General features: G+C 61.7%; 21 protein-coding genes. 3 read left to right on the top strand and 18 right to left on the bottom strand.

Annotated features, from left to right (window positions below; genetic code table 11):
* Positions 1-9: 9 nt before the first annotated feature.
* The 10 genes from AB8B33_RS08055 to AB8B33_RS08010 form a co-directional block, all read right to left on the bottom strand.
* The gene (locus AB8B33_RS08055) at positions 10-624 is read right to left on the bottom strand and encodes a GntR family transcriptional regulator (protein WP_439014920.1); all 615 of its coding nucleotides are present in this window, start codon (positions 622-624) and stop codon (positions 10-12) included.
* A 101-nt stretch (positions 625-725) separates the two neighbouring features.
* On the bottom strand, positions 726-1,928 hold the full coding sequence (locus AB8B33_RS08050; protein WP_439014919.1) for an ABC transporter permease: 1,203 nt from the start codon (positions 1,926-1,928) through the stop codon (positions 726-728).
* Positions 1,918-2,634, bottom strand: coding sequence for an ABC transporter ATP-binding protein (locus tag AB8B33_RS08045; RefSeq protein WP_439014918.1), 717 nt, complete (start codon positions 2,632-2,634; stop codon positions 1,918-1,920). Before AB8B33_RS08045 ends, AB8B33_RS08050 begins: the two co-directional genes overlap by 11 nt.
* A gap of 12 nt (positions 2,635-2,646) precedes the next feature.
* On the bottom strand, positions 2,647-3,945 hold the full coding sequence (locus tag AB8B33_RS08040; RefSeq protein ID WP_439014917.1) for an efflux RND transporter periplasmic adaptor subunit: 1,299 nt from the start codon (positions 3,943-3,945) through the stop codon (positions 2,647-2,649).
* A 257-nt stretch (positions 3,946-4,202) separates the two neighbouring features.
* Complete coding sequence (locus AB8B33_RS08035; protein WP_439014916.1) at positions 4,203-5,099, bottom strand: carbohydrate kinase family protein; 897 nt, start codon at positions 5,097-5,099, stop codon at positions 4,203-4,205.
* Positions 5,096-6,127 (bottom strand): ABC transporter ATP-binding protein, encoded by a 1,032-nt coding sequence (locus tag AB8B33_RS08030; RefSeq protein ID WP_439014915.1) that lies wholly within the window; start codon positions 6,125-6,127, stop codon positions 5,096-5,098. Before AB8B33_RS08030 ends, AB8B33_RS08035 begins: the two co-directional genes overlap by 4 nt.
* Positions 6,127-7,641, bottom strand: coding sequence for an argininosuccinate lyase (gene argH / locus AB8B33_RS08025; protein ID WP_439014914.1), 1,515 nt, complete (start codon positions 7,639-7,641; stop codon positions 6,127-6,129). The genes AB8B33_RS08030 and argH overlap by 1 nt, the downstream gene beginning before the upstream one ends.
* A gap of 3 nt (positions 7,642-7,644) precedes the next feature.
* Complete coding sequence (locus AB8B33_RS08020) at positions 7,645-8,502, bottom strand: carbohydrate ABC transporter permease (protein WP_310389578.1); 858 nt, start codon at positions 8,500-8,502, stop codon at positions 7,645-7,647.
* Entirely contained in the window at positions 8,499-9,371 is an 873-nt protein-coding gene (locus AB8B33_RS08015) for a carbohydrate ABC transporter permease (protein WP_439017200.1), read from the bottom strand. The genes AB8B33_RS08020 and AB8B33_RS08015 overlap by 4 nt, the downstream gene beginning before the upstream one ends.
* Positions 9,372-9,455: 84 nt before the next feature.
* On the bottom strand, positions 9,456-10,712 hold the full coding sequence (locus tag AB8B33_RS08010) for an extracellular solute-binding protein (RefSeq protein WP_439014913.1): 1,257 nt from the start codon (positions 10,710-10,712) through the stop codon (positions 9,456-9,458).
* 260 nt (positions 10,713-10,972) lie between these two features.
* Here AB8B33_RS08010 and AB8B33_RS08005 point away from each other — a divergent pair, with 260 nt between their 5' ends.
* Genes AB8B33_RS08005 through AB8B33_RS07995 form a run of 3 tightly spaced genes read left to right on the top strand, consistent with a single transcriptional unit; the run spans position 10,973 to position 15,502 of the window.
* Positions 10,973-12,193, top strand: a complete 1,221-nt coding sequence (locus tag AB8B33_RS08005) for an ROK family protein (RefSeq protein ID WP_439014912.1) — start codon at positions 10,973-10,975, stop codon at positions 12,191-12,193.
* 35 nt (positions 12,194-12,228) lie between these two features.
* Complete coding sequence (locus tag AB8B33_RS08000) at positions 12,229-14,625, top strand: PIG-L family deacetylase (protein WP_439014911.1); 2,397 nt, start codon at positions 12,229-12,231, stop codon at positions 14,623-14,625.
* Between the two features lie 10 nt (positions 14,626-14,635).
* Positions 14,636-15,502: a DMT family transporter gene (locus AB8B33_RS07995; protein WP_439014910.1), complete on the top strand. Its 867-nt coding sequence runs from the start codon at positions 14,636-14,638 to the stop codon at positions 15,500-15,502.
* Here the strand turns inward: AB8B33_RS07995 and AB8B33_RS07990 are convergent.
* The 8 genes from AB8B33_RS07990 to AB8B33_RS07955 form a co-directional block, all read right to left on the bottom strand.
* Positions 15,499-16,392, bottom strand: a complete 894-nt coding sequence (locus AB8B33_RS07990; RefSeq protein WP_439014909.1) for an ABC transporter permease — start codon at positions 16,390-16,392, stop codon at positions 15,499-15,501. The genes AB8B33_RS07995 and AB8B33_RS07990 overlap by 4 nt on opposite strands.
* Before the next feature lie 11 nt (positions 16,393-16,403).
* Positions 16,404-17,342 carry an ABC transporter permease gene (locus AB8B33_RS07985; protein ID WP_439014908.1) on the bottom strand — a complete coding sequence of 313 codons (939 nt, stop codon included), beginning with the start codon at positions 17,340-17,342 and terminating at the stop codon, positions 16,404-16,406.
* Between the two features lies 1 nt (position 17,343).
* The gene (locus AB8B33_RS07980; RefSeq protein WP_439014907.1) at positions 17,344-18,339 is read right to left on the bottom strand and encodes an ABC transporter ATP-binding protein; all 996 of its coding nucleotides are present in this window, start codon (positions 18,337-18,339) and stop codon (positions 17,344-17,346) included.
* The gene (locus AB8B33_RS07975; RefSeq protein WP_439014906.1) at positions 18,339-19,376 is read right to left on the bottom strand and encodes an ABC transporter ATP-binding protein; all 1,038 of its coding nucleotides are present in this window, start codon (positions 19,374-19,376) and stop codon (positions 18,339-18,341) included. The genes AB8B33_RS07980 and AB8B33_RS07975 overlap by 1 nt, the downstream gene beginning before the upstream one ends.
* Before the next feature lie 13 nt (positions 19,377-19,389).
* Complete coding sequence (locus AB8B33_RS07970) at positions 19,390-20,223, bottom strand: metallophosphoesterase family protein (protein WP_439014905.1); 834 nt, start codon at positions 20,221-20,223, stop codon at positions 19,390-19,392.
* Between the two features lie 57 nt (positions 20,224-20,280).
* The gene (locus AB8B33_RS07965; protein WP_439014904.1) at positions 20,281-21,927 is read right to left on the bottom strand and encodes an ABC transporter substrate-binding protein; all 1,647 of its coding nucleotides are present in this window, start codon (positions 21,925-21,927) and stop codon (positions 20,281-20,283) included.
* 245 nt (positions 21,928-22,172) lie between these two features.
* On the bottom strand, positions 22,173-23,720 hold the full coding sequence (locus tag AB8B33_RS07960; RefSeq protein ID WP_439014903.1) for an alkaline phosphatase family protein: 1,548 nt from the start codon (positions 23,718-23,720) through the stop codon (positions 22,173-22,175).
* Positions 23,707-24,534 carry a DeoR/GlpR family DNA-binding transcription regulator gene (locus AB8B33_RS07955; RefSeq protein ID WP_439014902.1) on the bottom strand — a complete coding sequence of 276 codons (828 nt, stop codon included), beginning with the start codon at positions 24,532-24,534 and terminating at the stop codon, positions 23,707-23,709. Before AB8B33_RS07955 ends, AB8B33_RS07960 begins: the two co-directional genes overlap by 14 nt.
* Positions 24,535-24,625: the final 91 nt, after the last annotated feature.

The following is a 24,625-nucleotide window of genomic DNA, read 5'->3' as shown; positions in this document are numbered from 1 at the left end:
GGGCCGTTTCTATTTCTGGCTCAGATAATCGATCAGATCGGCCATGGCCTCGCGCGCCTGCTCGACCTCACCCTGCTGAATAGCCGTTATGACTACGACGTGGAGAGAGATGGAGCGATCCATCCGTTCCGGATTGGCGGTCGAATACCACAGGCGGCGGGAATGGGTCTGGACCGGCCCCAATGCTGCGGTCATGAAGCTGTTCGGGCAGGCATCCTCGAGGATCTCGTCAAAGGCCTTGTCGGCTGCGAAAAAGCCCGCCACATCGCCGCTGACAGCACATTCTTCCATCGCGCGGGCGCAGGCAACGAGCCGGGCCCTCTGCTCCTCATTCGCAGCATCGGCGACGAGAGCTGCCGCAACCGGCTCCAGCTTGCGGCGCACCTGCATGACATTGGCATGATCTTCAGCATGGATTTCGGCGATCTGCAGGCCGACGCGCGGCTTCACTACGATCAGCCCCTGCCAGGCAAGCTTCTGGATCGCTTCACGCACCGGTGTGCGGCCATGGCCCGCAAGATCGATGAGCTGTTTTTCCGTTACCAACGCACCCGGCGCCAAAGCCAGCGTCACGATAGCGTGCTCCAGCGCCAGGTAGGCGAGATGGCTTAGCGATTCCTGCATGCGGGCGAATCCCAGACTGATATATCAATACTGGCACGGTTAAATGCCAAAGACAAGTTATCCTGATATATCAAGGTCATGCAGTACGCGAAAGCACTCCCTTATTCGTGACGCAGCGCCTCGATGGGATTGAGCTGTGCTGCACGTCTGGCCGGAAAGAAGCCGAAGATCATGCCGATCGCCGCCGAGAAGACGAAGGCAATGAAGATGATGAGCGGGCTGACCACGAAGGGCACATTGAGGAAGCTGACCGTACCGTATGCAAGTGTCAGACCCAGCATGATGCCGGCTATGCCGCCGAAGAGCGACAGGGCGACGGCCTCGACGAGGAATTGCGTCAGCACCTGATTTTCAAGTGCGCCGATCGCAAGACGGATACCGATCTCGCGCGTGCGCTCTGTCACCGATACCAGCATGATATTCATGATGCCGATACCGCCGACGAGCAGGCTGACGGCGGCGACCGCGCCGAGCAGGCCGGTCAGCAACGTCGTCGTACCGGTCATGGCCTCGGCGATCTGCGTCATGTCGTTGACGTTGAAATCATCCTGACGGCCGGGGATGATCTTGCGGCGTTCGCGCAGCAGGTTCTCGACATCGGCTTGCACCTTTGATGTCGAGACGCCGTCACGCGCGGAGATGAGGATCGTCGGCACATTGGAGCTGCCGCTGATGCGTCGCTGGAACACCTTGACGGGCATGATGACGGCATCGTCCTGGTCGTTGCCCATGCCGGACTGGCCGCGCTTTGCCAGGACGCCGATGACCGGGCAGGAAACCTTGCCGACACGGATCAGCTGGCCGGTCGGATCGGCGGCGCCGAAAAGCTGCTCGCGCACAGTCTCGCCGATGATGCAGCGCGACTGGCCGCGCTCTTCTGCCGGCGTGAAATTGCGGCCAAGCGCCAGATCCCAGTCCTGTGCGATGAAATAGTCGTTGGTCGTGCCATAGACCGTGGTGGAATGGTTCTGCCCACCGAAGATGACCGTCGCCGTCGACTGATTGGATGGCGCCACTGCCCGCAGGCCGGAGACCTGATCGCGGATCGCCTCGACATCCTTCAGCGTGAAGCGCCGCGCCTCGGAACTGGCGCGGCCGGGACCGAACTGGCCGGGGCGCACAAAGAGCATGTTGGTGCCAAGGCGCGAAAGCTCGGTCGAAACCTGCGCCGTCGTGCCATTGCCGATGGTGACAAGCGCGATGACGGCGGCAACGCCGATGACGACGCCGAGCACGGTCAGGAAGGAACGCAGAAGATTGCGGCTGATGGCGCGCAGCGCCAGCTTCAGCGTCTCAAAGAACATGTTCTGCCCTCCGCTGATGCTCGACCTCTGTTTCCAGCTTGCCGTCGACGAAGCGCAGCAGGCGCCCTGCATAGGCGGCAATATCGGGCTCGTGGGTGACCATGACGATGGTGATGCCCTGCTCGCGGTTCAGCCGCGTCATCAGATCCATGATCTCCATGCTGGTCTTGGTATCGAGGTTGCCGGTCGGCTCATCGGCAAGCAGCAGAGCGGGTTCGGTGACGATGGCGCGGGCGATCGCCACGCGCTGCTGCTGACCGCCGGAAAGTTCCTGGGTCTTGTGGTTTTCCCTGCCCGACAGGCCGACAAGGCCGAGCGCTTCCCTCGCCCGCCTGCGCCGCTCGCCGACCGCCATACCGCGATAGATCAACGGCAGTTCGACATTCTCGACTGCAGATGTGCGCGACAACAGGTTGAAGCCCTGAAAGACGAAACCCAGCATATGGCGGCGCAAAAGTGTCAGCTGGCTGCGATCGAAGCCACCTGTCGAAATACCCTGGAAGACATAGTCGCCCGAGGTCGGTACATCGAGGCAACCGAGAATATTCATCCCCGTCGACTTGCCGGAACCGGACGGTCCCATGATCGCGACGAATTCATGCTCGCGGATCGAAAGGTCTACGCGGTCGAGCGCGCGGATGGCCGCAGCGCCCTCACCGTAGATTTTCGAGACCTGCCTGAACTCAAGAAGTGGCGGGCGTTCCATCATCGGCTCCCGTCAGTTCGTCCGTGCCGCGGCATCGGTGATGATTGCATCCTTTTCGGTGAGTTCGCCCGATGTGACCTGGGTGAATTGACCATCGGAGGAGCCGACCTGGATCACGACGGGCGCGGGGTGGCCGTCGCGCAGCACCCAGACGCGGCGCTGCGTGCCGGTGAGCTTGGAATCACCACCGCCGCCACTGCGGGGCAGACGCGGCGGACGGAACAGGCTGAAGATGCCGCGACCACCGCGCCCTTCCACTTGCGGCGGCGCATAACGGAGGGCCGCATTCGGCACCATCAGGGTATCCTTGACGGCCTCGACGGTGATATCCGATGTCGCCGTCATGCCGGGGCGCAGCAGCAAGTCGGCATTGTCGACCGAGAGGACCGCCTTGTAGGTGACGACATTGTTGACCACTTCGGAAGCAAAGCGGATCTGCTCGATCACGGCCGGGAAGGTGCGGTCGGGATAGGCATCGACAGTGAAAGTCGCCTTCTGGCCGACGGCGATCTGGCCGACATCAGCCTCATCGACATCCACTTGCAGCTCCATCTTCTTGAGATCGCCGGCAATTGTGAAAAGCACGGGCGCCGAAAGCGAGGCAGCAACGGTCGCACCCGGATCGACGGAGCGGGTGAGGATCACGCCATCGATCGGCGAGACGATCTTCGCCTTGCCGAGATTGACCTCGGCAAGCTGCAGGTCCGCCTCTGAGGCCAGGACCTCGGCCTCATTGATATCCTTGGCGGCGACTGCCGAGTCATATTTGTAGGTCGCATCGTCGAGGCTCTGCTGGGTGGAGACGTTACTTTTCACGAGGCTCTTCAGGCGGTCGAGCGAGGTCGCAGCCGATTCCAGATCTGCATTCGCCTTGACCACGTTGGCCTTTGCCGAGTTGAGCTTGGCACGCGAACTCTTCACATCGGCTTCCAGCTTGTTGGTATCGAGGACGGCCAGAACATCGCCTGCCTCGACGGTGCTGTTATAGTCGACATTGACGTCACGCATGGTACCCGACAATTCGCTCGATATATCAACCTGCTGGGTCGGCTGGACGGAACCGGTGGCGGTGACGAGCACTGTGAGGTCGCCGTGCTTGATCGGCTGGGTCGTGTAGGTGATTTCGGCACGGCCTCGGCCCGCATAGAAATAGGCGGCAGCGGCGGCAGCCAGGATCACGAGCACCAGAACGATCAGGCGTCCACGCCAGCGACGGCCCTTGCTCTGCCGGCCAGCAACCAGCACGGCAGCCAGATCGGCATTTGCGCCTGTTACAGAACCGGTCTCTTTACCAGCCTCCAAATTGTCCATCTAATCCTCGATGTATGCTTCGCCGTATCAGCCCTGCTTCACGCCGAGATAATCATGCCGAAGATGAACCCAACATTACCGATGCCCTGACGATGGCACGGAAATGCGGCTGAAAAACATGAAATATTCGTAAGGAAACAGCTGGATGGCGCAGTCAGCGAAAGCTGTTCGGCAACAAGCCCGCGGGCTCGACGCGAATAATTCGGTCGACCTAGAGCGATCCACGGCTCTGGAAAGGCCGCGGCATCGTCCAAGCCCTAACGTGCAGGCAGAATTGCGGCGCCGCCTGCCGCCTGAACCGCGAGGCTGCCCATGGCAATGCCTTCGCGCAGGCAGATATCGGCGCTCGCGCCGCCAAGCCAGGCATGGATGAGCCCGGCATTGAAGGCGTCCCCCGCACCGGTCGTATCCACGACGTTGACGGTGGGGGCATTCTGATGGAGGCGCAGATCTCCGGCCGCGAAATAAGCTCCGCCGGCGCCAGCCTTCAACGCCACCGCCGGGAAGCGCTCGGCGAGCCTATCCAGCGCTACGTCCGGATCGGAGTATCCGGTGATGGCGACGGCTTCCTCGACATTCGGAAGGAAGAGATCGACGCCCTCGCAGCGATCGAGGAAATCGTGCTGGTAGATCAGCGTCTCGTCCCAGCTCGGATCGAGAGATACGGTGAGACCGTTCTCCCTCGCCTTTGCGATCAGACCGGGGATTTCCGCCAAGGTGGCAAATTCGGCGATGTGCAGATGACGCGCCTCGTTCCACGCAAGCGCCTCACCGAGCGTAGCCGGCTCCGCGCCGCCGGCACGACGGGACAGAAAGGCCCGCTCCTCGCCATTGTTGATCGCGACCGTGACCTGTGGACCGGCATCAGCCGCCCGGTCGAGAAAACGAAGGTCGACGGCGCTCGCTTTCAGTTCCGCGATCAGGCCATTCGAAAGCCCATCAGTGCCGAGACGGGAGAGCAGAGCCGTCTTGCGGCCGATATGGGCCGAATAAGCGGCCATGATGAAAGCGCCACCGCCTGCTGCAATACGCAAGTCATCGGCAAAGAGCTCACGCCCGAGCACAGGCATGGTCTCCAGTCCTGTGAAAATCAGGTCGCAATAGATCCGGCCGATGCTGAGCACCGCGGATCGCATGTCATTATCAGATGTCATTGGCGCCCGAGGGCCTTTTCCGTTTTTGCATCGAAAACATAGAGAGCACCGGAGGCTGCATGGGCATTCACGGTGCTGCCGACGGCCGGTATCACCTTACCGGGGGCGGTTGCAATCACGGACGTGCCCGTCACATCGAAATGCACCAGCGTTTCGGCGCCGAGCGGCTCGACGGCCGTCACCGTACCTGAGAGCGAAAGGACGCCCGTGCCTTCGCCGATAACCAGATCATGCGGACGCACGCCGATCAGATGCGGACCGCCCTGCCCGATGCGCAAACCATCGGCAGCAGCCGTGCCCGGCAGAAGGTTCATCGACGGGCTGCCGATGAAGCGCGCGGTGAAGACGTCGGCGGGGTTCTCATAGATATCCATCGGCGTTCCCGCCTGCAGGATGTGACCATCCTTCATGACGACGATACGGTCGGCCATGGTCATGGCCTCGACCTGATCATGGGTGACGTAAACGATCGTCGTGCCCAAGCGCTGGTGCAGGCGTTTGATCTCGATGCGCATCTGGGTGCGCAGCTGGGCGTCGAGGTTTGACAACGGTTCGTCGAAGAGGAAGGCAGAGGGATTGCGCACCATAGCGCGGCCGATCGCAACACGCTGACGCTGGCCGCCGGAGAGCGCGGCCGGACGACGGGCAAGATAATCCGTCAACCCGAGGATCTGCGCCGTCTCATCGATGCGCTTGTCCTTGTCCGCCTGCGAGAGCTTGGAGGTGTAGAGACCGAAGCCGATATTCTGGCGCACGCTCATATGCGGATAGATGGCGTAGTTCTGGAACACCATGGCGATGTTTCGCTGTTTCGGCTCGCGCTCGTTGACCACCTCGCCGCCGATCCTCAGCGTGCCGCCGGAAATGTCTTCAAGGCCGGCGATCATGCGCAGCGTCGTCGACTTGCCGCAGCCGGACGGGCCAACGAAGACAACGAATTCACCATCGGCGATCGCGAGATCAATGCCGTGGACGACATCCAGCTTGCCGTAGCGTTTGACGAGCCCCTGCAGTTCAATATTTGCCATCAGGCCGTCCCCATCAATGCCGTGAATCTGGTTTGAAGTTCCTGAGCAGCGGCGGCTTCGCGCGCTGCATTTTCCTGCGCTTGTCTGGCGAATGCGGCAGCCTTTTCCTGGTAGGCTGCAAGCGCATCCGCCATCGGTGCCGGCGCGGGGCCGCCGAAGCGGGCGCGGACGGCAACGAAATGTTCCGGCGAGACGATCTCGGCAAATTGCGCCTTGTCGATACCGGGTTTGCGGCCGGCCAGTTCCTCGAAAGCTGCGAGGAAAGGCTCGTAACCGTCATCCGAAAGACCACCGCCCTTGGCGACCACCGCGCGGGCCACCGTTGCGGCAATTTCATGCGCCTGACGGAAGGAGAGCCCTTCCAGACGCACCAGCGAATCCGCCAGTTCCGTGATCGTGATGCAGGAGCGGCGGATATTGTCCGCTACGCGCTCGGGATCGATGCTGATCTGGGAAATGAAGGCGGCCAGCAGGTCAAGTACGCGGGCGGCCGAGTGGAAGGCCTCGTAGCCCATGCCCTGCGTTTCGCCTTCGCTGTCGTTCATATCGGTGAAGGGCGTATTGTGCATGACGTCGAGCACAGTGCGGGCGCGGCCGAAGGTCTGGCTCGCGAGATGGCGCATATGCTCGATCGGCACCGGATTTCGCTTCTGCGGCATGATCGAGGAAATCTGCACCAGCGCGTTCGGCACATAGATCTGGCCGACCTCGAAGCTCGTCCAGAACTGGAAATCCTGGATCAGGCGGCCGAGATGCAGGAACATCAGCTCGATCGCGCTATAGGTCGAGGTCGTATAGTCCACAGCGGCGATGCAGCTGTAGGAATTGCGCAGCGGCGCGGCAAAACCCAGCAGTTCGGCAACGCGGGCGCGGTCGATCGGGAAGCCCGACGTTGTGATCGCCGCAGCGCCCATGGGGCTGAGATTGACGATCTCGCGAGCTTCGGCAAAGCGCTCGATATCGCGGATCAGGACTTCAATCGCTGCCGAGAGATAATGACCGAAGGTGGTCGGCTGGGCCGGCTGGCCGTGGGTATAGGCGACGATCAGCGTCTGCTTCTCCCAGTCGGCCGTGGCGATCATCGCATCGAGCAGCTTGCGCGCCTTGACCATGAGCGCATCGATGCGTTCCTTCAGGCCAAGCTTGAACAGCGTATGGTCGATATCGTTGCGTGAGCGCGCCGTATGCAGGCGGCCGGCGATATCGACGCCAATGCGAGCCTTCAGCTCCTTCTCGATGAGGAAGAAAAAGTCTTCGACCTCGCCGGTATAGACGAGCTTTTCGGGATTGATGTCATGGTCGATCGCCTCGAGCGCGCCGGCGATCTTGCCGGCCTGCTCACGGTCGAGAATGCCGGTTTCGACCAGCATGACGAGATGAGCGCGGTCGATGCGGCGGAAGCCATCAACATGATGGGTCTTGGCGCCATCGAAGAGCGGCTTCAACACCGTTTCCTTATAGACAGGATCAGGAAAGACGCTCTTGTCGGAAAGACGGGGGTTGGTTTCGGTCATGTTTTATCCCTTCAGACCGGCCAGCATGACGCCGCGCACGATGTAGCGCTGCAGCACCAGGAAGACGAGCAGCGTCGGCAATGTCGCAAGTGCTGCACCGGTCATGATCATTTCCCATTGGATGGATTGCTCGACGGCAAAGCTCGAGAGGCCCACCGGCAGCGTGTAGAGTTCGCGGCTGGTGGTGACGATCAGCGGCCAGAAGAAGGCCGTCCAGTTGCCGAGGAAGGTGAAGATCGCCAGCGCCGAGAGGGCCGGCGTCACCAGCGGCATCGCCACCTTCCACCAGATCTGGAATTCGTTCAGGCCATCGATGCGGGCAGCTTCGAGGAAATCGTTCGGCACGGTTTCAAAGAACTGCTTCATCAGGAAGGTGCCGAAGGCCGTCATCATGCCCGGGAACATGATGCCCCAATAGCTGTCCAGCCAGCCGAGTTGCGCCGACATCAGATACCAGGGAATGACGAGCATTTCCGTCGGGATCATCAGGGTCGAGAGGATCGCCAGGAAGATCAGGTAGCGACCACGGAATTCGAACTTGGCGAGCGTATAGCCGACAAGGCTGTCGAAGAAGACGTTCGAGAGCGTCACCGTGCAGGCAACGATCGTCGAGTTCAGGAACCAGCGCATGAAGCGGCCGTCCGAGAGAACGGTGATGTAGTTCTGCAGCGTCGGTTCGGCCGGGATGAGGCGCAGGTCGTAGACCTGGCCTGCTGTCTTCAGCGATGTCGAGAACATGAAGAGCAGCGGCGAGACCATGATCAGGCCACCGATGAAAAGCAGCGTCCAGATGAGGATGGCGCCGGGGCGGATATTGGCTTTCGGCAGCGGTGCCGTGGTGTTCGTGGTCACGGCACTCATTTGCGCTCCCTCAGGATCCAGAGCTGCAACAGGGATACACAGAGCAGGATGGCGAAAAGCACCACGGTTTGAGCTGCCGCATAACCCATGTTGTAGGATGAAAAGGCCGTCTGATAGATCATGAGAACCAGAGGCTTGGTCGATCCGAGCGGGCCGCCGGGATCGTTGGTTGTCATGTTGTAGACCTGGTCGAAGATGCGTAGGAAGCCGATCGAGGAGAAGACGACGAGGAAGACGGTCGTCGGCTTCAGGAGCGGCAGAGTGATCTTCCAGAGGATCGGCCATTCGCCGAGACCATCGATCTTCGCAGCCTCGTAGAAGGTGCTCGGGATGGCGCGAAGGCCAGCCATGAAGATGATGATCTGGAAGCCGAGGCCAGCCCAGATGGACGTGACCATGATCGACGGCAGCGCCTGATCGACGGAGCGGATGAACTGCTGCTGCGGCAGGCCGATCATGCCGAGCACATCGTTGATGACGCCGATCGGAGCCGGCTGATAGAACCAGCGCCAGACCCAGGCCATGGCGGCAGCCGTCGTCAGGAACGGCAAGAAATAGAGCGCGCGGATCAACCCGTGCAGGAAGCGCACGCGATCCAGGAAGAAGGCCACGACGAACGAGATGATGAGGCTCAGCGGCGTGCCGATGACGAGATAGGTGAAGGTGTTGCGGAAAACCTTCCAGAACTGCGGGTCGTTATAGAGCTTCACATAATTGGCGACGCCGATGAATTTCGGCGGCTTCATCAGGTTCCAATTGGTGAAGGACAGGTAGAAGGCCTGCAGCGTCGGATAAAAACGGATCACGCAGTAAAACAGGATCGGCAGGGCAAGGAATGTCCAGACCCAGACGAGGCGCTTCTGGCGCATCGTCAGCCGATCCCAGAACGATCCGGCGGGACGGCTCAAGGCCGCCCCCTCCGTATTCGCGGGTGCGGAGCTCATGGCCGTCCCTTATTTGCTCTTGGCATTGTCGATGATTTCCTGCTCGGCCGTTGCGGCCTGGGCAATGGAATCCTCGGGTGATTGTCCCTCGAGCAGAACGCGGTTGACCATGTCGATGGCGTTCTGGCGCTGGCCGGCTTCATCCACGAAGAGCGAGGTGTGGGAGTATGCGAGCGCCTTCAGGAAAGGCGCGTAGATCGGATTCTTGAGGTTCTCGTCGGTCAGCGCTGCTTCGCGGCGGGCCGGCAGTTCGCCGACGGTGCCGAGCCAGATCTTCATGGCTTCCGGCGAGGTCACGTAAGCGAGGAACTTCTTGGAGGCCTCAAGCTTTTCGCCCGATACCTTGGCGCCGATGCCGTTGGCGAAGTAGCTTGCATAGTTCGAGCGCAGGCCATCGGCATTGGCCGGCAGCTCGGTCACACCCCATTCGAAATCCTTGATGCTGCCGAAGGAGCCGAGACGGAAAGTGCCGTCGATGGTCATCGCCGCCTTGCCGCCGCGGAAGGCTGCCTGGCCCTCATCCATGAAACCGGTCTGACCGACCTTCTTTTCAGTCTGCAGGCTGGTGTAGAATTTCAGCGCCTTGATGCCGGCATCGCTATTGTAGGTCACCTTGGAATAGTCGGCAGTATAGGGCTCGCCGCCAAACTGGCGGATCAGCACTTCACGCCACCACTGGTGATCCTGGCCGCCCATGTCGAGCGTCGTGCCTTCGACGGCAATGTTGCCGGCGGCATCGCGCTTGACTGTCTTTTCGGCGGCAGCGACGAATTCATCGACGGTCTGCGGCGGCTTGTTCGGGTCGAGACCAGCTTCCTGGAAGAGCTTCTTGTTGTAGAAGAGCGCCAGCGAACGGACGGCGGTCGGCAGGCCGTAATAGTCGTCACCGCGCTTCATGGCTGATACGATCGGGAAGAAGTCCTTCTCGATCTGGTCATGCGGGAAAGCGTCTGTTGGCAGCGGCTGCAGCAGTCCACCAGCGATGAACTGGTCGAGCCAGCCATAGAAGAGCTGCATCACATCAGGACCATTGCCGGCGAGATTGGCGGCAACGACGCGCGTCTGGTAGTCAGCATAGGGGAAGGTCGTCTGCTTGACGGTAATGTCGGGATTGGCCTTTTCGAAATTGGCGATCAGTTGGTCCATCGCCTTGACACGCGTATCGTAGACATACTGCCAATATTCGATTTCGACGGCCTGGGCGCTGTTGACCGCAACCATGCTGATGCCGGCAAAAAGCCCGGCCAATAAGATTCCGCGACGCATATTATCCCTCCATTGCCGAGCCGGCCTTCGAACCGCTCGCGCTCATCTGGTTCCCCAGGGCATCCCGCATATCGGCAGCGCCCCGATTTGATTGGCTCGGGAAGATGGAACTGAGGCTCCTCTTCCTCGGCATCGCACTGCGACCCTTTCAGGCTGGTTCGGGCGAAAGGTTTTGTCAATAAGATAATTTAGTTTAATTATTCTATTGCTCCTTTCATGATATCGGCGCTATCCATATCGGCAGAGACGAGGGCGGCGAGATGACACGGCAATCCGGCAAGCAGCAGATCGCGATGGGCAAGAACCCCGAGCGCAGCCGTGACCACAATCGTCGTGTCGTGCTCGATGTCGTGCGCATGCATGGTTCGCTCGGCCGCATGCATATCGCCAAGCTGACGCACCTGACTGCGCAGGCGGTGGCCAATATCGTCGACGAGCTCGTCAGCGAAGAGCTGCTGATGGAGATCGGCCGCTTGCGTTCCGGCCGCGGCCAGCCGCCGATCCAGTTTGCCGTCAACCCTGATGGAGCCGTCACGATCGGCGTCGAAATCGCTGCCGACCATATGGTTACGACGGTACTCGACCTTTCCGGCAAGGTGCGTTCCGAGACCATCATGCCGGTGGAGAATACGAGCCCGGAACATATCGTTCCGCTCTTTACCGGCGAGGTGAAGAAGGTCCGCAAGCACTTCCCGTCCAAGCTTCTCGGCATCGGTGTGGTCATGCCTGGCCCCTTCGAGATCGAAGGCATGAGCTCGGTCGGCCCGACCACCCTGCCCGGCTGGAGCAGCATCAATCCGGCTGCATTGCTCAGCGAAGCGAGCGGCGAGACCGTTATCGTCGAAAACGATGCGAATGCTGCCGCCGTCGGCGAGCGGCTGTTCGGTGCGGGCCGCGCCATTTCCAATTTCTGCATGATCTATTTCGGCGTCGGCGTGGGCCTCGGGCTGATCCATGACGGCGCACCTTTCCGTGGCGCCTTCGGCAATGCCGGCGAAATCGGCCATGTGGTCGTTGCCCCGCGCGGAAAACCTTGCCCGTGCGGCCAGCGCGGCTGCCTGGAACGTTATGCATCCCTGCATGCGCTGAAGGAGAAGCTCACCGAGGCGGGCTATGAGAATGCTGATTTTGCGGCGATCGAAGTGCTGCACCGGGACGGCAATCCCGTCGTGAAGGAGTGGATCGCGGAGACCGCTGACTATCTCTCGCCGATGGTGGCAATGCTGGAAAACGTTCTCGATCCGGAGACCGTCATCCTCGGCGGTGCGCTCCCCGATGCCGTCATCGATGAGATCGTCGCGGCCATGCAGACCCTTCCCGTTTCTGTTGCCAGTCGGCGCACGCGCGCCTTGCCGCGCGTCATTCGCGGCCAGACGGGCCAGTTGACGGCCGCACTTGGCGCAGCGGCGCTGCCGCTCTTCGAAGCCGTCACCCCCAAACTCGACATTTCACCGACCGCCGTCGCCGATAACGCAGCTTAAGATGCGCGCCACCGGTCTGCCCCAATGGAGGAACCATGCTGACCGATCGAGATCGTATTGAGAAACAGAAGCGGAGCCTTTCGCTCACGCGGCTGCACCGGGCCCTGTCCCGCCTGACCTCGACCGTCACCATGATGAATACCGGCGCGCATCCCGATGACGAGCATAACGGCCTGCTCGCCTATCTGCGCCTCGGCCTCGGCATGCGCGTCATCGTCGCCTGCTCGACGCGCGGCGAAGGCGGGCAGAATGCGCTCGGACCGGAACGGCTCGGCGCGCTCGGCATCATGCGAAGCCGCGAGATGGAAGAGGCTGCCTACGAACTCGACGCCGATGTCTACTGGCTCGGCCACGGCCCTGATGATCCGATCCATGATTTCGGCTTCTCCAAGAATGGCGACCGGACATTCGACCGATGGGGCGAAAAGCGCATCGTCGAGCGGCTAGTGCGGGCCTATCGCACGGAGCGTCCCGATATCGTGCTGCCGACCTTTCTCGACGTACCGGGTCAGCATGGGCACCACCGCGCGATGACGCGGGCGGCGGAAGCCGCTGTCGGACTTGCCGCCGATCCCTCGGCTTTTCCCGAACATTTCGACGAGGGTCTGTCGCCATGGCAGGTCGCGAAATTCTATCTGCCGGCATGGTCAGGCGGCGGGGATACCTACGATGACGAAGTGCCGCCGCCGGTTATGACATTGCCGCTCGAAGCCACTGATCTCGAACCTGTCAGCGGCGTCACCTACGACCATATCGGCGAATGGTCGCGGTATTACCATGCCTCTCAGGGCATGGGCCGCTGGTACGATATCGGCGATACCGAATGGCCACTGCATCTGAAGCTCAGCGCGCAGGGTTCCGTCGCGGAGGCGTCCATCCTCGATTCGCTTCCCTCGACGCTCGCCGATCTCGCCCGCGAAACGGAGCTGCCGCAAAGTGTCGTCGATGCGCTGATGCGCGCGGATGGCGCAATCGGCAAGGCGATCGAGCGCTTTCCGGAACGATCCGCCATCGTCGATGCGCTGCTACAGGCGGCACATCAAGTTGAAAAGGCGCTTGAGGAAGCGCCTGACGCCTTCCTCGAAACGCACGGGCATCGTCTGCAGCGCAAGCTCGTGGAAATCGATGCCGCACTTTGCGAAGCCGAACAGGTCTTCGTCCGGGCGGTTGCCGAACCCGCCGCGCTTTCGCCTGGAGCAACCGGCACGCTGATCCTTCATCTCAGCGGCAATGCCGGAACCGCTGTTGTCGACGCCAGCATCAGATTGCCGGCAGGCATTTCGGCGAGCGTCAAGGAAACCTCGCCGAAGCAGATTGTGTATGCGCTGACAGCAACCGCAGATGCGCCGCTCACGCGGCAATATCAGCCAGGATGGTCGAGCCTCGGCGGCAACGGCAATGCCTTCGTCGAGGTAACGGCACAGGTCGGAAGCCGTTCAGTCACGGTGACCGTCGATCTTGAGGAGCCGCTTACAGTCGCGTCGCAACACTCGCTGAACCTTCAGCCCAATGCTTTCATCATTCCCGTAGATGGCGAGAGGCCGGAGCTGGAGATCAAGGCTGCGTCTGCAGGACCTGTCAGCTTTTCCGCGCCGGCCGGCTGGGCGATCAAGGAGGCTGATGGCGCGCTTACGCTTTCCCCTCCTACCTCGATAAGGCCTGGCCTCTTCGCCATCACGCCGCTCGTGGACGGGCAGCCGGCGATGCGCATCTCGCCGATCGCCTATCCGCATATCGGCCGCACCAGCTTTCGCGAACCGGAACTGCTGCGCGTTTTGGCGCTCGACCTCAAACTGCCTGATGGCGCCAAGATCGGCTATGTCGGCGGCGGTGCCGATCGCGTCGGGCTCTGGCTTGGCCGCATGGGGCTCGATGTCACCGAACTCGATGCGCGGGCCCTGTCCGGCGATCTCTCGCGCTTTACGACCATCGTCGTCGGCATCTTCGCCTTCGGCAGCCGCAAGGATCTGGCAGCTGCAACCGCCCGCCTGCATCGCTTCGTGGAAGATGGCGGCCACCTGCTGACGCTCTATCATCGCCCGAGCGATGGCTGGCAACCGGATGCCACGCCGCCGAAGCGCATCGATATCGGCTCGCCCTCCGTCCGTTGGCGCGTGACCGATCCGGCAGCAGAGGTGACTGTGCTGGAGCCCGAGCATCCACTGCTTAAGGGGCCGAACAGGATCACATCCGTGGACTGGGATGGCTGGGACAAGGAGCGCGGCCTCTATTTCGCCGCCCGCTGGGACGAGGCCTATGTACCGCTGCTTGCCATGCATGACCCCGAGGAACAACCACTCAAGGGCGCATTGATTTCGGCTGAAATCGGCAAGGGGCGGCATACACATACGAGCCTCGTACTGCATCACCAGCTCGACAAGCTGACATCAGGTGCCTTCCGGCTGATCGCCAATCTCGTCCAGCCCGCCTGAGGCAACAGGAATGGATGCATCCACTGCAGCCAGGGACAGCCGTTTCGGCATTGTCTGGCTGCTTTCCGATACGACGCTGGTGACCGGCATGACGGTGCTGGTGAAGATGCAGGGTGCGTCCTATCCGGCGATCCAACTCGTCTTTATCCGCGCGCTGATCGGGCTCGTGCTTATCTTGCCATTAATTTGGCGACACCGCCGGCAGCTTGCCGGTTCCAGGGATCCCCTGCGCAACATCATGCGCATCAGCTGCAATGCCGTCGCGCTGACCAGCAATTTCGTGGCGCTGACCATGCTGCCGCTGGTGCTCGTCAATGCACTTGGCTTCACGCGGCCGCTGGTTTCGATGCTGATGGCCGTCGCCATGCTCGGCGAGAGGGTCAGCCGGTGGCGGTGGATCGGCGCGGTATTTGCCTTCGTCGGCGTGCTGATCATGTTGGCGCCGGATACATTCGCCTGGAATCTCGGGCTGTTGGCAGTGCTCCTCTCGATCATCTTCGGGGCGCTGGCGACGATCCAGACTCGGATGCTGCATTACGAAAACACGACTGTGATGATGGTCTTCTATACGGCCGGCCTGACCGTCATCACCTTCATTCCGGCGCTTTTCGTATGGCAACCGGTACGCAGCGAGGATTGGCCCGCCCTGCTCGGAATCGGACTGCTGGCGCAGATCGGGCAATTCTGCTTCCTGCGCGCCTATCAGATCGCCAGCGCCAGTCTGCTTGCGCCGTTCGGTTATCTGTCAATCGTCTTTGCAACGGCGAGCGGCTATGTCTTCTTTAGTGAGGTGCCGGACTTGCGCACGCTCATCGGCATAATCGTCATCATCGCAACGCTGCAGGCAGTCGCCTTCCTGGAACGACGCAAACGCTAGCGTAGCGTCGGGTCCAGCCAGTCGCGGAGCCAGTCACCCACAACGGAGACGGACAGAGTAGTGATGACGATCACCGCGGCCGGCATGAGCATGATCCAGGGTGCGGACTGGATATAGTCGCGACCGTAACCCACCATATTGCCGAGGCTCGTCTGTGGCGGCTGCAGACCGATGCCGAGGAAGGAGAGGCTCGATTCCAGCAGGATCACAGCGGGGATGTTGAGCGTCATGGCGATGACGATCATGGCGGAGATATTCGGCAGGATGTGGCGCAGATAGATACGCCAGGGCGAAGCGCCGATGTCGCGTGCCGCCGCCGCATAGCCCTGCGCATTGGCCGAGATCGCAAGCCCCCGGGCGATGCGGGTCACCTGCTCCCAGCCGTACAGGCCGAGCAGCATGATGAAGATCGGAAGCGAATTGCCGAGGAAGGCGAGCACGGCGATTGAGATGATCATGAAAGGCATGGCAAGCTGCGCATCGACGAAGGTCAGAATGACCTGATCGACCCAGCTGCGGAAATAGGCGGCGATAAAGCCGAGCGTCACGCCGACCACGGTCGAGAGCATCGTGGCGCATATGGCGATGGTCAGCGAGATGCGGATCGAGATCAGCGCACGCGAAAACACGTCGCGGCCGAGCTGGTCCGTTCCGAGGATATGAGCGAAATCGCCGCCGAAGAAGACAGGTGGTTTCAGGCGTGCGCGTACATCGACCGCCATGAAATCATAGGGGACGATCAGCGGCGCGATCACGGCGACCAGGATCACCAGAGCAAGCCAAAAAATCGCGATCAGAACCGCCGGCGGCCAGGCCTCCAGAAAAGCGGTGATCTTCTTCTTTTCCTCGATGACGCTGCCGCTGGCGGCAATCTGCTGGTCGATAGCCATTTCGTTCTCCCTCAAGCTGTGACGCCGCGACCGCGGCTGCGCATCCGCGGATCGATGAGCCCGTAGAGCAGATCGACCACGAGGTTGGAAATCACCATCATCAGACCGATCAGGAGCACGATGACCTGCACCACGGCGAGATCGCGCGCCTGGACCGAGGAGACGAGCAGCCGGCCGATACCCGGCCAGGAGAAGACGCTTTCGACGATGACCGCGCCACCGACGAGATTGCCCATCATGAAGCCGAAGATCGTGACGATCGGCACGGCGGCATTCGGCAACACATGGCGGGTGACGACCTCCGAGGACCGCACGCCCTTGGCGGCTGCGGTGCGCACGAAGGGGCGGCCAATCACCTCGATCATGGCCGAGCGCGTGTAGCGGGCAATGATGGCGGCACCTGCAATGCTCAACGTCGCGATCGGCAGGATCATGTGGGCGTAGGTCGAATAACCGCCTGACGGCAGCCAACGCAATTGCACGGCAAAGATCAGCGCCAGCACTAGGCCGAGCACGAAGGTCGGCACCGTGAAGCCGAGGACTGAGAGTGACATGATGAAGCGGTCGAAGAAGGAATTACGATACAGCGCCGCAGTGACGCCGGCCGTGATGCCGAGCGCGGTCTTGATGAACAGCGTCGGCACCATGATCTGAAGCGTCGCGGGCAACCTCGCCAGCACGGACTCAATCGCCGATCGGTTCTCGCGCATCGAATTTCCGAGATCGCCGTGGATGATGGCGATCAGGTACTTATAGAACTGCACCCAGAGCGGCTGATCGAGGCCCCACTGACGACGGAAGGCGGCAATCACCTCAGGCTGGGTTTGCGCCGGATCGAAGAAGCGCGTCGCGGGATCCCCGGCAACACGCAGAATGATGAAGGTAAAGGTGACGATGATGAAGAGCGTCACCAGCGCCCGCAGCAGGCGGATCAGAATGAATTGCAGCATGTCAGGCCGCCTCCCCGCCTGTTAGCGACGGATTGTTGACGAGATGGCAGGCGACGGAGCGGCCGCCTTCGGCGATGAGTTCGGGTTTGAGCGAACGGCAGACCGGGCGCGCCTCCGGACAGCGTGTGTGGAAGGGACAGCCGGAGGGTACGTTGACGGGATTGGGCGGATCGCCGGTCAGGATGATGCGGCTGCGCGCCGGTCTTCCCGGTTGCGGCACGGCCGAAACCAGGGCCTTCGTATATGGGTGGGCCGGAGACTGCAGGATATCTTCCGGTATGCCCATCTCGACGATGCCACCGAGATACATGACGGCCACGCGGTCCGAGACCTGGCGCACGACCTTCAGATCGTGGCTGATGAAGACGCCGGTAAAGCCGGTGCGGGCGCGGATATCCTCGAAGACATTCAACACCTGTGCCTGCACCGAAACATCGAGGGCCGAGACCGGCTCGTCACAGACCAGCAGCTCCGGCTCCATCGAGAGGGCGCGGGCGATGATGACGCGCTGGCGCTGGCCGCCTGAGAGTTCATGCGGATAGCGGCTGCCGTGATGGGCGATCAGGCCGACGGCGGCCATCACTTCGGCGACGCGGCGCTTGCGGTCGGCCGGCGTCATTTCGGGATTATGGATGATCAGAGGCTCTTCGATCTGGCCGGCAACGGCGATGCGCGGATCGAGCGCGCCGAGCGGATCCTGATAGATCATCTGCATGCGTTTGCGCATGGCACGCCAATGGGCGTTCGGCACCGCACCGACTGGCTCGCCGCCGAACCAGACATCTCCTGATGTCGGCGGGACATGGCCGAGCAGCAGCCGCGCGGTCGTCGACTTGCCGCTGCCGCTTTCGCCAACGATGCCGAACATTTCGCCCGGCGCCACGGTGAAAGTCAGGCCATCGACTGCCTTGAGGGTCTTTGCCGACGAGAACAGGCCGCTGCGCTGGCGGAGCGTATAGTGGCGCTTCAGCGCGCGAACGGAGAGAGCGCCCTTCACTACGCCACTCCCGCAGCATTTGCCTGAACGACAGCTGATGTCTTCGGCACAAAGGAGGATCCCGCGCCGAGATGGACGCAGGCAGCCAGGTGCCTGTCATCCACGCCCGCCGAACGCATGGGCGGCACGCAGTGCAGGCAGTCCTCATCGGCCAGCATGCAGCGCGGCGAGAAGGTACAGCCCGGCGGCAGCGCGCTCGGCGGCGGTACCGTGCCGGGAATGGCCATCAGACGCTGACGCGGGCCGTCGATGCGCGGCAGCGCGGCGATCAGGCCGCGCGTATAGGGATGGGCCGGATTGGCGAACAGATCCGATGTCGGGCTATCCTCGACGATGCGGCCGCAATACATGACCGCGACACGTTCGGTCATTTCTGCCACCATGCCGAGATCGTGCGAGATCAGCACCAGCGCCATGCCGCGCTCGCGCCTGATGTCGTCGAGCAGGTCAAGAATCTGTGCCTGGATGGTCGCGTCGAGCGCGGTCGTCGGCTCATCGGCAACGAGAAGATCAGGATTGCCGGCAAGCGCCATGGCGATCATGACACGCTGGTTCATGCCGCCGGAAAATTCATGCGGATATTCGCCGAGCCGCTGGCGGGCATTGGCGATGCCGACGCGGTCGATCAACCTTTCGGCCTCCTTGCGGGCCGCCTCCCCCCGCATGCCCTGATGCAGTCGCAGCGCCTCCGTCAACTGCCAGCCGATCTTGTGCAGCGGATTGAGCGAGCTCGACGGGTCCTGGAAGATCATGGCGATCCGCCCGCCGCGCACGCGGCTGAGCGTTGCGTCGTCGGCACCCAGTATCTCCTGGCCGTCTGATGTCACAGAGCCGCTGACACGAGCGTTGCGGCCGAGAAGGCCGAGCGCCGCCATCCAGGTGATCGACTTGCCGCAGCCGGATTCGCCGACGATGCCGAGCACCTCGCCGCGGGAGAGTGTCAGATCGATGCCGTGCAGCGCACGGGTGAAATGGCGGTTGCTCTCGAAATCGACCGAGAGATTGCGGATTTCAACAAGGCTCGACGGCGTGCTCATGCTCGTCCTTCCGTTACTGACTCTCTTGCTGGGTGATATTGCCGACCTGCAGGACGTAACGTTCCCGGCCTTCCAGGATCACGCAGCTCAAGATCTGCTGCACATAGGCGCCGGTATCGACGTTGATGCGGTTCGGAAAGCTTTCGACTGCATCGCGGTGGCTGTGTCCGTGGACGACGACCTTGCCGAAATTCTTGCGCGAGAGCAGAAACTTGTCGCGTATCCATGTCAGATCCTCACGCCGCTGATCGGCGAGCGGGCGATCCGGATCGACCCCGGCATGGGCGAAGAAATAATCGCCATCGCTGTGCGAGAATGGCAGCGAGAGCATGAAATCCTTATGACGTTTCGGAAGCGCGGACAGAAATTGCTGCCGCAGCGCCTCGGCAAGATCCGGATCGGCTACTGCTGCGAGCACATCATCTTTCGAGAGCCCGTAGGAGGTGAGCGTCTCAAGTCCACCCTTCAAAGCCCAGGGCGAAACGACACCGGCATCGTCGACAAAGGCGATCAGCCAATCGTCATGATTGCCTCTGAGGCACATAACCTGCGCATTGGCCGGCGGGTTTGCCCTGTGGTCGATGATCATGTCGATGACATCAAGAGAATTCGGACCGCGGTCGATGAGATCGCCCAGATAGATGATCAGCGCCTGCTCTGCCGGGTGCTGCTCCATATCGGCAGCAATCGCCTGCTGCATGGCTTCGAGAAGATTGCCATAGCCGTGGATATCGCCGATCGCATAGATCCGGCGCGCGCCTGTAACGGCAGGGCTTGCAGTGTCGAATTCAGGCCAGTCACCATCCGTCCTGTCGACGGGCAGCACGCGGCGCATCGGGGCAATCATCAATACTATCCTCGGGAGAATGGAGGGCGGGTTGGCCAGCACCCCGCCCCGCCTGCATTACTTCTTGATGGAGAAAGCGCCCGGACGGAAATCCATGACGAACATGGCCGACGGCTTCCACTGGATGTCGGCGCGCTTGCCGTAGAGGATGGCGTTCTGGTGCAGGACGATCAGAGCCGGATCCTCGACTTCGATGATTTCAAGCGCGCGAGCGAAGGCTTTCTTGACTTCGGCCCTGTCTGTCGAGGTGTTCAGGACGTTGCAGAGCTTGTCGAACTCCTCGTTCTTCCACATGCCGGTCTTCGGGTTCGTACCGCTGTGGTAGGTGCCGTTCGGGCAATTGTTGGCGAGCAGCGCGACCGGATAGGCGAAATATGCCGTATTCGAGAGATCCTGCATCATACGATCAGGAGCGGGGTCGTTCGGGTTGTCGACAACCGAGAAGTCGATGTTGAAGCCGATATTGCGCAGATTATCGAGATCGAACTGGGCGACCGTCAGCTCGTTCGGATAATAGTCGTTGTGCACGCGATAGGTGATCGGTTCGCCCTTGTAACCGGCCTCGGCCAACAGCTTCTTGGCGAACTCCGGATCGTAGGCCGGCGACTTGAAATCGTCCACGAAGAGATCGCCGAACAGCTTATGCTGGAAGCCCTGCGGAACGGCGGTAAGGCCACCCCAGAGCGAGTCGACGATCGTCTGGCGGTCGATCGAGTGCGAGAGAGCCTGGCGGATCAGCTTGTTCTTCAGCGGGCCGTTGTTGGTGTCGAGCGCGATGAAGCGGATATTGGCAACCGGACCGCCGGCGACTTCGAAATCGGAATTGCCCTTGATCATCGGAACCTGGTCCGGACCGACGTCGCTAACGATGTCGTATTCGCCGGATAGCAGGCCGTTGATGCGGCTTGCGGCTTCTGGAACGATGTTGAAGTTCAGCTTGGCGATCGGTGGCTTGCCGCCCCAGTAATCGTCATGGGCAACGAGATGGATGGCTGAATCCTGATCGACGCTGTCGACCTTGTAAGGGCCGGTTGCGACTGGATGCAGGGCGAAATCCTTCCAGGACTTAGCGTTCTGGAAGGCGCGCTTGGAGATGATGGCGGCATAGTTGACGCGGGCGAGACGCGCTTCGGTGTCAAGCGTCGACTTCTGCATGACAAAGCGGACGGTGTAGTCATCGACCTTCTCGACCGACTTCAAGAGCGGCCATTCAGACTTGCGGCCTGCGGCGGTAACGGCCGGAGGAACGATGCCGGTCGTGCCGTCGGCGCGGGCGAAGGTGGGCTGGTTGGCGTCACGGGCCTTTGCCTGTTCCGGCAGCAGGCCATAGCGTTCGTCGGAGAAGGAGAAGACCACGTCATCGGCCTTCATCTCATCACCGTTGTGGAACTTGACGCCCTGGCGCAGCTTCACTTCCAGGATCTCAGGCGAAACCCACTTCCATTCGGTGGCGAGGCCCGGTTTGGCGCCGAGGTTCGGATCGGACAGATCGAGCGCGATCAGCTGCTCGTAGATGTCGTTCTGATATTTGCGGGCTGCCGTACCCGTATTGTCGGTCGTGTCGAGCGTCCCGGCGCTGCCCATGCTCTGCAGCGCGACATTGATGGTCGGACGGTCTTCGGCACGCGCGATCTGGTTGAAGCCGAGGACTGTAGTGGCAAGAAGGGCTGATGTCAGTGACAATGTTCTGAAATTCATGTTCATGGCTATGTCTCCGTTCGGAAAAATGGCGCCGGCTTCGGAAAGCCGGCATGGCTTCGCCGTTCGCCTGCCACTCCTCAGTCGGCCTGCGTCCGGGATCTGAATGAAGCGCCCCGGCTAATCGGGGCGCTGTTTGGTGAAAATGCTTAAAGCGTGCCGCGATCTTTCAGATGCGTCTGCCACGCTTTAGTTTTTTGTTTTGCGTATGCCGTTATCGCAAAACCGCTGCGCGTTTTTGCGCGTCATGCTTATGCGGTCTGCAATTCGACCTTCAGTTCCTCGCGCCGCATCGGCTCGGCGGCCGGCCTGCCTTCGAGGACGAGATCGGCTTCGTCGATATAGTGATGGGTCCCGACGCGGGCGATCGCGATGCGGGAGACCTTGTCGCCGGCAGATGCGGTAAAGTGGGTGACGACAGGTGCCGAAACTGGCTGGCCGCCTTCCAGCAATTCGTGCATGACGCGGCCAGTCATCGTGGCGGCCGGCTCGACACCGAGAAGATGCAGCACGGTCGGGGCAATGTCGTAGATACCGGTGCGCGAGGCGATCACCTCGCCGCCGCTGCGGATGCCGGCGCCGCCACCGACGAGCACGGCAGCAAGCTCGGTCGCATGCAGGCCGCCATGCGTGCCGCCCCCAACCGGAATGTTGTAGTTTGCAGCATCGCAGTAAGAGGTGCCGGGAATGCCATGGGCGTTGCTGTCGTTATCGCCCTTCAGGTTGATATAGAGATCCGGCGCACGGCGATGTGCCGCGCCCGACAACCCTAGCGCCAGCGTGCCGGCGATGATGCCCTCACTTGCGCCCGGTGCGATCGCCCGCGTGAAGGTCGCGCCGTACCATTCCTGTGCGGCCAGCACATCGAAGGCTGCCTGCAGCAGACCGCGGTCGAACTTGCGCAGCCAGAGACCAGGGGCGCGGCCGCCGCGGTAAAGGATGTCGGCGTCATTATCGAAGTGGTGGTCCGCCGAAATGCCCGCGTCTCTCAACGCTTCGCCGACGGAAATGAATTTCGCCGAGGTGGAATGGCCGTGATCCGAGGTCACGAATATCGCAATTGCATGCCGCTCCGGCTGGCGTTCGCGCCACTCCATGAGGTCACCGATCGCCGCATCGCAATCGCGCATCGAGGCGAGCATGCCTTCGGCGCCGAGGCCGTGGACATGCGAGGCGCTGTCGACCTCGGTCAGCCAGATGATCGCCGCCGACGGTTTCCTGGCAGGCCAGACGCTATCGGTGAAGACAGAGACCGCGCGCCGCTCGGCGCCGCGGTTGAAGCCGGTCGGCGGAACGGAATGCCGTTCGGCAATCTCGACGGCAAGCTCCGGCGGGAAGGCGATTGCCGGATGGCGAACATTAAAACCCGCCTGCCCCCAGTCGGCGCCCTTCCAGTTCAGCGCGGTGAAGGAGCCCTGCCCGCTCGACGTGACGGTCGCGAAGGAGAGCCCATGCTTGGCAAGCGTTTCCGACAGATTGGTCGCGGTCGCCATGCCGCCGACGAGGCGCCGGTCGCCGGCCCGCCAGTCGTGGATCGTGTCGGTGCCGGTCAGCCGGCCGGAGCCATCGCGCGAGTAGAACTCGTTGCCGAGAACGCCCGTCGTTTCGGGGCGTGCACCGCTTGCAAGCGCCGTCAGCGCGCCGCGCGTCTCGCTCGGGAAAACCGTGCGGTGATCGCGGCTCGTAACACCGGACGTCTTCAGCGCCGCGAGATTGGGCATGGTCGTCGCGTCGATCATATCCGGCCGCAGGCCGTCGACACCGAGCACGATGACATGGCGGACATCAGTCATCTTCATTCACCTTCTCTTCTATTGTCGTGCCGGTCGGACCGGCATTGTCATTGACGCTTTGGGGATAGAGGACACTGGCGCCGGCCTCCGTCAGCAGGCGCACGAATGGCTCCTCCAGCGGCTGGTCGGTCACGAAGGTCTCGATTTCGGAGAATGGAATACTGCGGTAGCGGCCGACGGCGCCAATCTTGGTGTGGTCGGCCACATAGACATTGGAACGGCTCTGTGCGGCGAGCCGTGTCTTGAGCTGCATGTAGTGCTTGGTGCGCTCGACCAGCCCGTATTCGGCATCGAGGCCGTAGACGCCGATGATCGACAGGTCGAAGCTGCAGTCGCGGATCGCGTCGAATACTTCGTCGCCCAGCAGCGTCTTGCCGTTATAATCATATTCGCCGCCGGTCAGGATCACCTTGTGACGCAGGCCCGCCTGCAGCGCCTCGCCGATAGCTGGCATGTTGGTCATGACCGTTACCGGCGGGCCATTGCGCATCGCCTGGGCGACAGCAAGCACCGAGCTTCCGCCCGTCATGAATATCCATTGATCGGGCTGGATCATCGCGGCGACGAGATTGCCGATCGCCTGCTTTTCAGCCCGCTCCATGTTGACGCGCTCGTCGAGCGCCGCCTCGCGGCCTGATGGAATCGCGCCGCCGTAAACACGCTGCAGCGAGCCGCCCCGCTCCAGCGTCACGAGATCGCGCCGGATGGTTTCTGTCGAAACACCGAAGGTCTCGGCAATCGCGCTAATCGACATGCCGCTGCCGCCATTGATGAGACGGATGATGGTCTGGTGACGGCTGGCTGCGGGAAGCTTGGACATGAAACAACTGCTCGCCTTGATGACGTGGCATTTCTAGGCCGGTCATGTTTCAATGCCGTGACAGTTTTTTGATGTTTTTGTTTATTCCCTC

This window comes from Rhizobium sp. 768_B6_N1_8, from assembly GCF_051811225.1.
Taxonomy (GTDB): Bacteria; Pseudomonadota; Alphaproteobacteria; order Rhizobiales; family Rhizobiaceae; genus Rhizobium.
The sequence above is the reverse complement of the archived record's forward strand: the minus strand, read 5'-3'. Positions and strand labels throughout refer to the sequence as shown.

Bases quoted from the DNA above. Each gene is read 5' to 3' on its own strand.
- AB8B33_RS08055 (WP_439014920.1), bottom strand. From the start codon at position 624: ATGCAGGAATCGCTAAGCCATCTCGCCTACCTGGCGCTGGAGCACGCT.
- AB8B33_RS08050 (WP_439014919.1), bottom strand. From the start codon at position 1,928: ATGTTCTTTGAGACGCTGAAGCTGGCGCTGCGCGCCATCAGCCGCAAT.
- AB8B33_RS08045 (WP_439014918.1), bottom strand. From the start codon at position 2,634: ATGGAACGCCCGCCACTTCTTGAGTTCAGGCAGGTCTCGAAAATCTAC.
- AB8B33_RS08040 (WP_439014917.1), bottom strand. From the start codon at position 3,945: ATGGACAATTTGGAGGCTGGTAAAGAGACCGGTTCTGTAACAGGCGCA.
- AB8B33_RS08035 (WP_439014916.1), bottom strand. From the start codon at position 5,099: ATGACATCTGATAATGACATGCGATCCGCGGTGCTCAGCATCGGCCGG.
- AB8B33_RS08030 (WP_439014915.1), bottom strand. From the start codon at position 6,127: ATGGCAAATATTGAACTGCAGGGGCTCGTCAAACGCTACGGCAAGCTG.
- argH (WP_439014914.1), bottom strand. From the start codon at position 7,641: ATGACCGAAACCAACCCCCGTCTTTCCGACAAGAGCGTCTTTCCTGAT.
- AB8B33_RS08020 (WP_310389578.1), bottom strand. From the start codon at position 8,502: ATGAGTGCCGTGACCACGAACACCACGGCACCGCTGCCGAAAGCCAAT.
- AB8B33_RS08015 (WP_439017200.1), bottom strand. From the start codon at position 9,371: ATGCGCCAGAAGCGCCTCGTCTGGGTCTGGACATTCCTTGCCCTGCCG.
- AB8B33_RS08010 (WP_439014913.1), bottom strand. From the start codon at position 10,712: ATGCGTCGCGGAATCTTATTGGCCGGGCTTTTTGCCGGCATCAGCATG.
- AB8B33_RS08005 (WP_439014912.1), top strand. From the start codon at position 10,973: ATGACACGGCAATCCGGCAAGCAGCAGATCGCGATGGGCAAGAACCCC.
- AB8B33_RS08000 (WP_439014911.1), top strand. From the start codon at position 12,229: ATGCTGACCGATCGAGATCGTATTGAGAAACAGAAGCGGAGCCTTTCG.
- AB8B33_RS07995 (WP_439014910.1), top strand. From the start codon at position 14,636: ATGGATGCATCCACTGCAGCCAGGGACAGCCGTTTCGGCATTGTCTGG.
- AB8B33_RS07990 (WP_439014909.1), bottom strand. From the start codon at position 16,392: ATGGCTATCGACCAGCAGATTGCCGCCAGCGGCAGCGTCATCGAGGAA.
- AB8B33_RS07985 (WP_439014908.1), bottom strand. From the start codon at position 17,342: ATGCTGCAATTCATTCTGATCCGCCTGCTGCGGGCGCTGGTGACGCTC.
- AB8B33_RS07975 (WP_439014906.1), bottom strand. From the start codon at position 19,376: ATGAGCACGCCGTCGAGCCTTGTTGAAATCCGCAATCTCTCGGTCGAT.
- AB8B33_RS07970 (WP_439014905.1), bottom strand. From the start codon at position 20,223: ATGATTGCCCCGATGCGCCGCGTGCTGCCCGTCGACAGGACGGATGGT.
- AB8B33_RS07965 (WP_439014904.1), bottom strand. From the start codon at position 21,927: ATGAACATGAATTTCAGAACATTGTCACTGACATCAGCCCTTCTTGCC.
- AB8B33_RS07960 (WP_439014903.1), bottom strand. From the start codon at position 23,720: ATGAAGATGACTGATGTCCGCCATGTCATCGTGCTCGGTGTCGACGGC.
- AB8B33_RS07955 (WP_439014902.1), bottom strand. From the start codon at position 24,534: ATGTCCAAGCTTCCCGCAGCCAGCCGTCACCAGACCATCATCCGTCTC.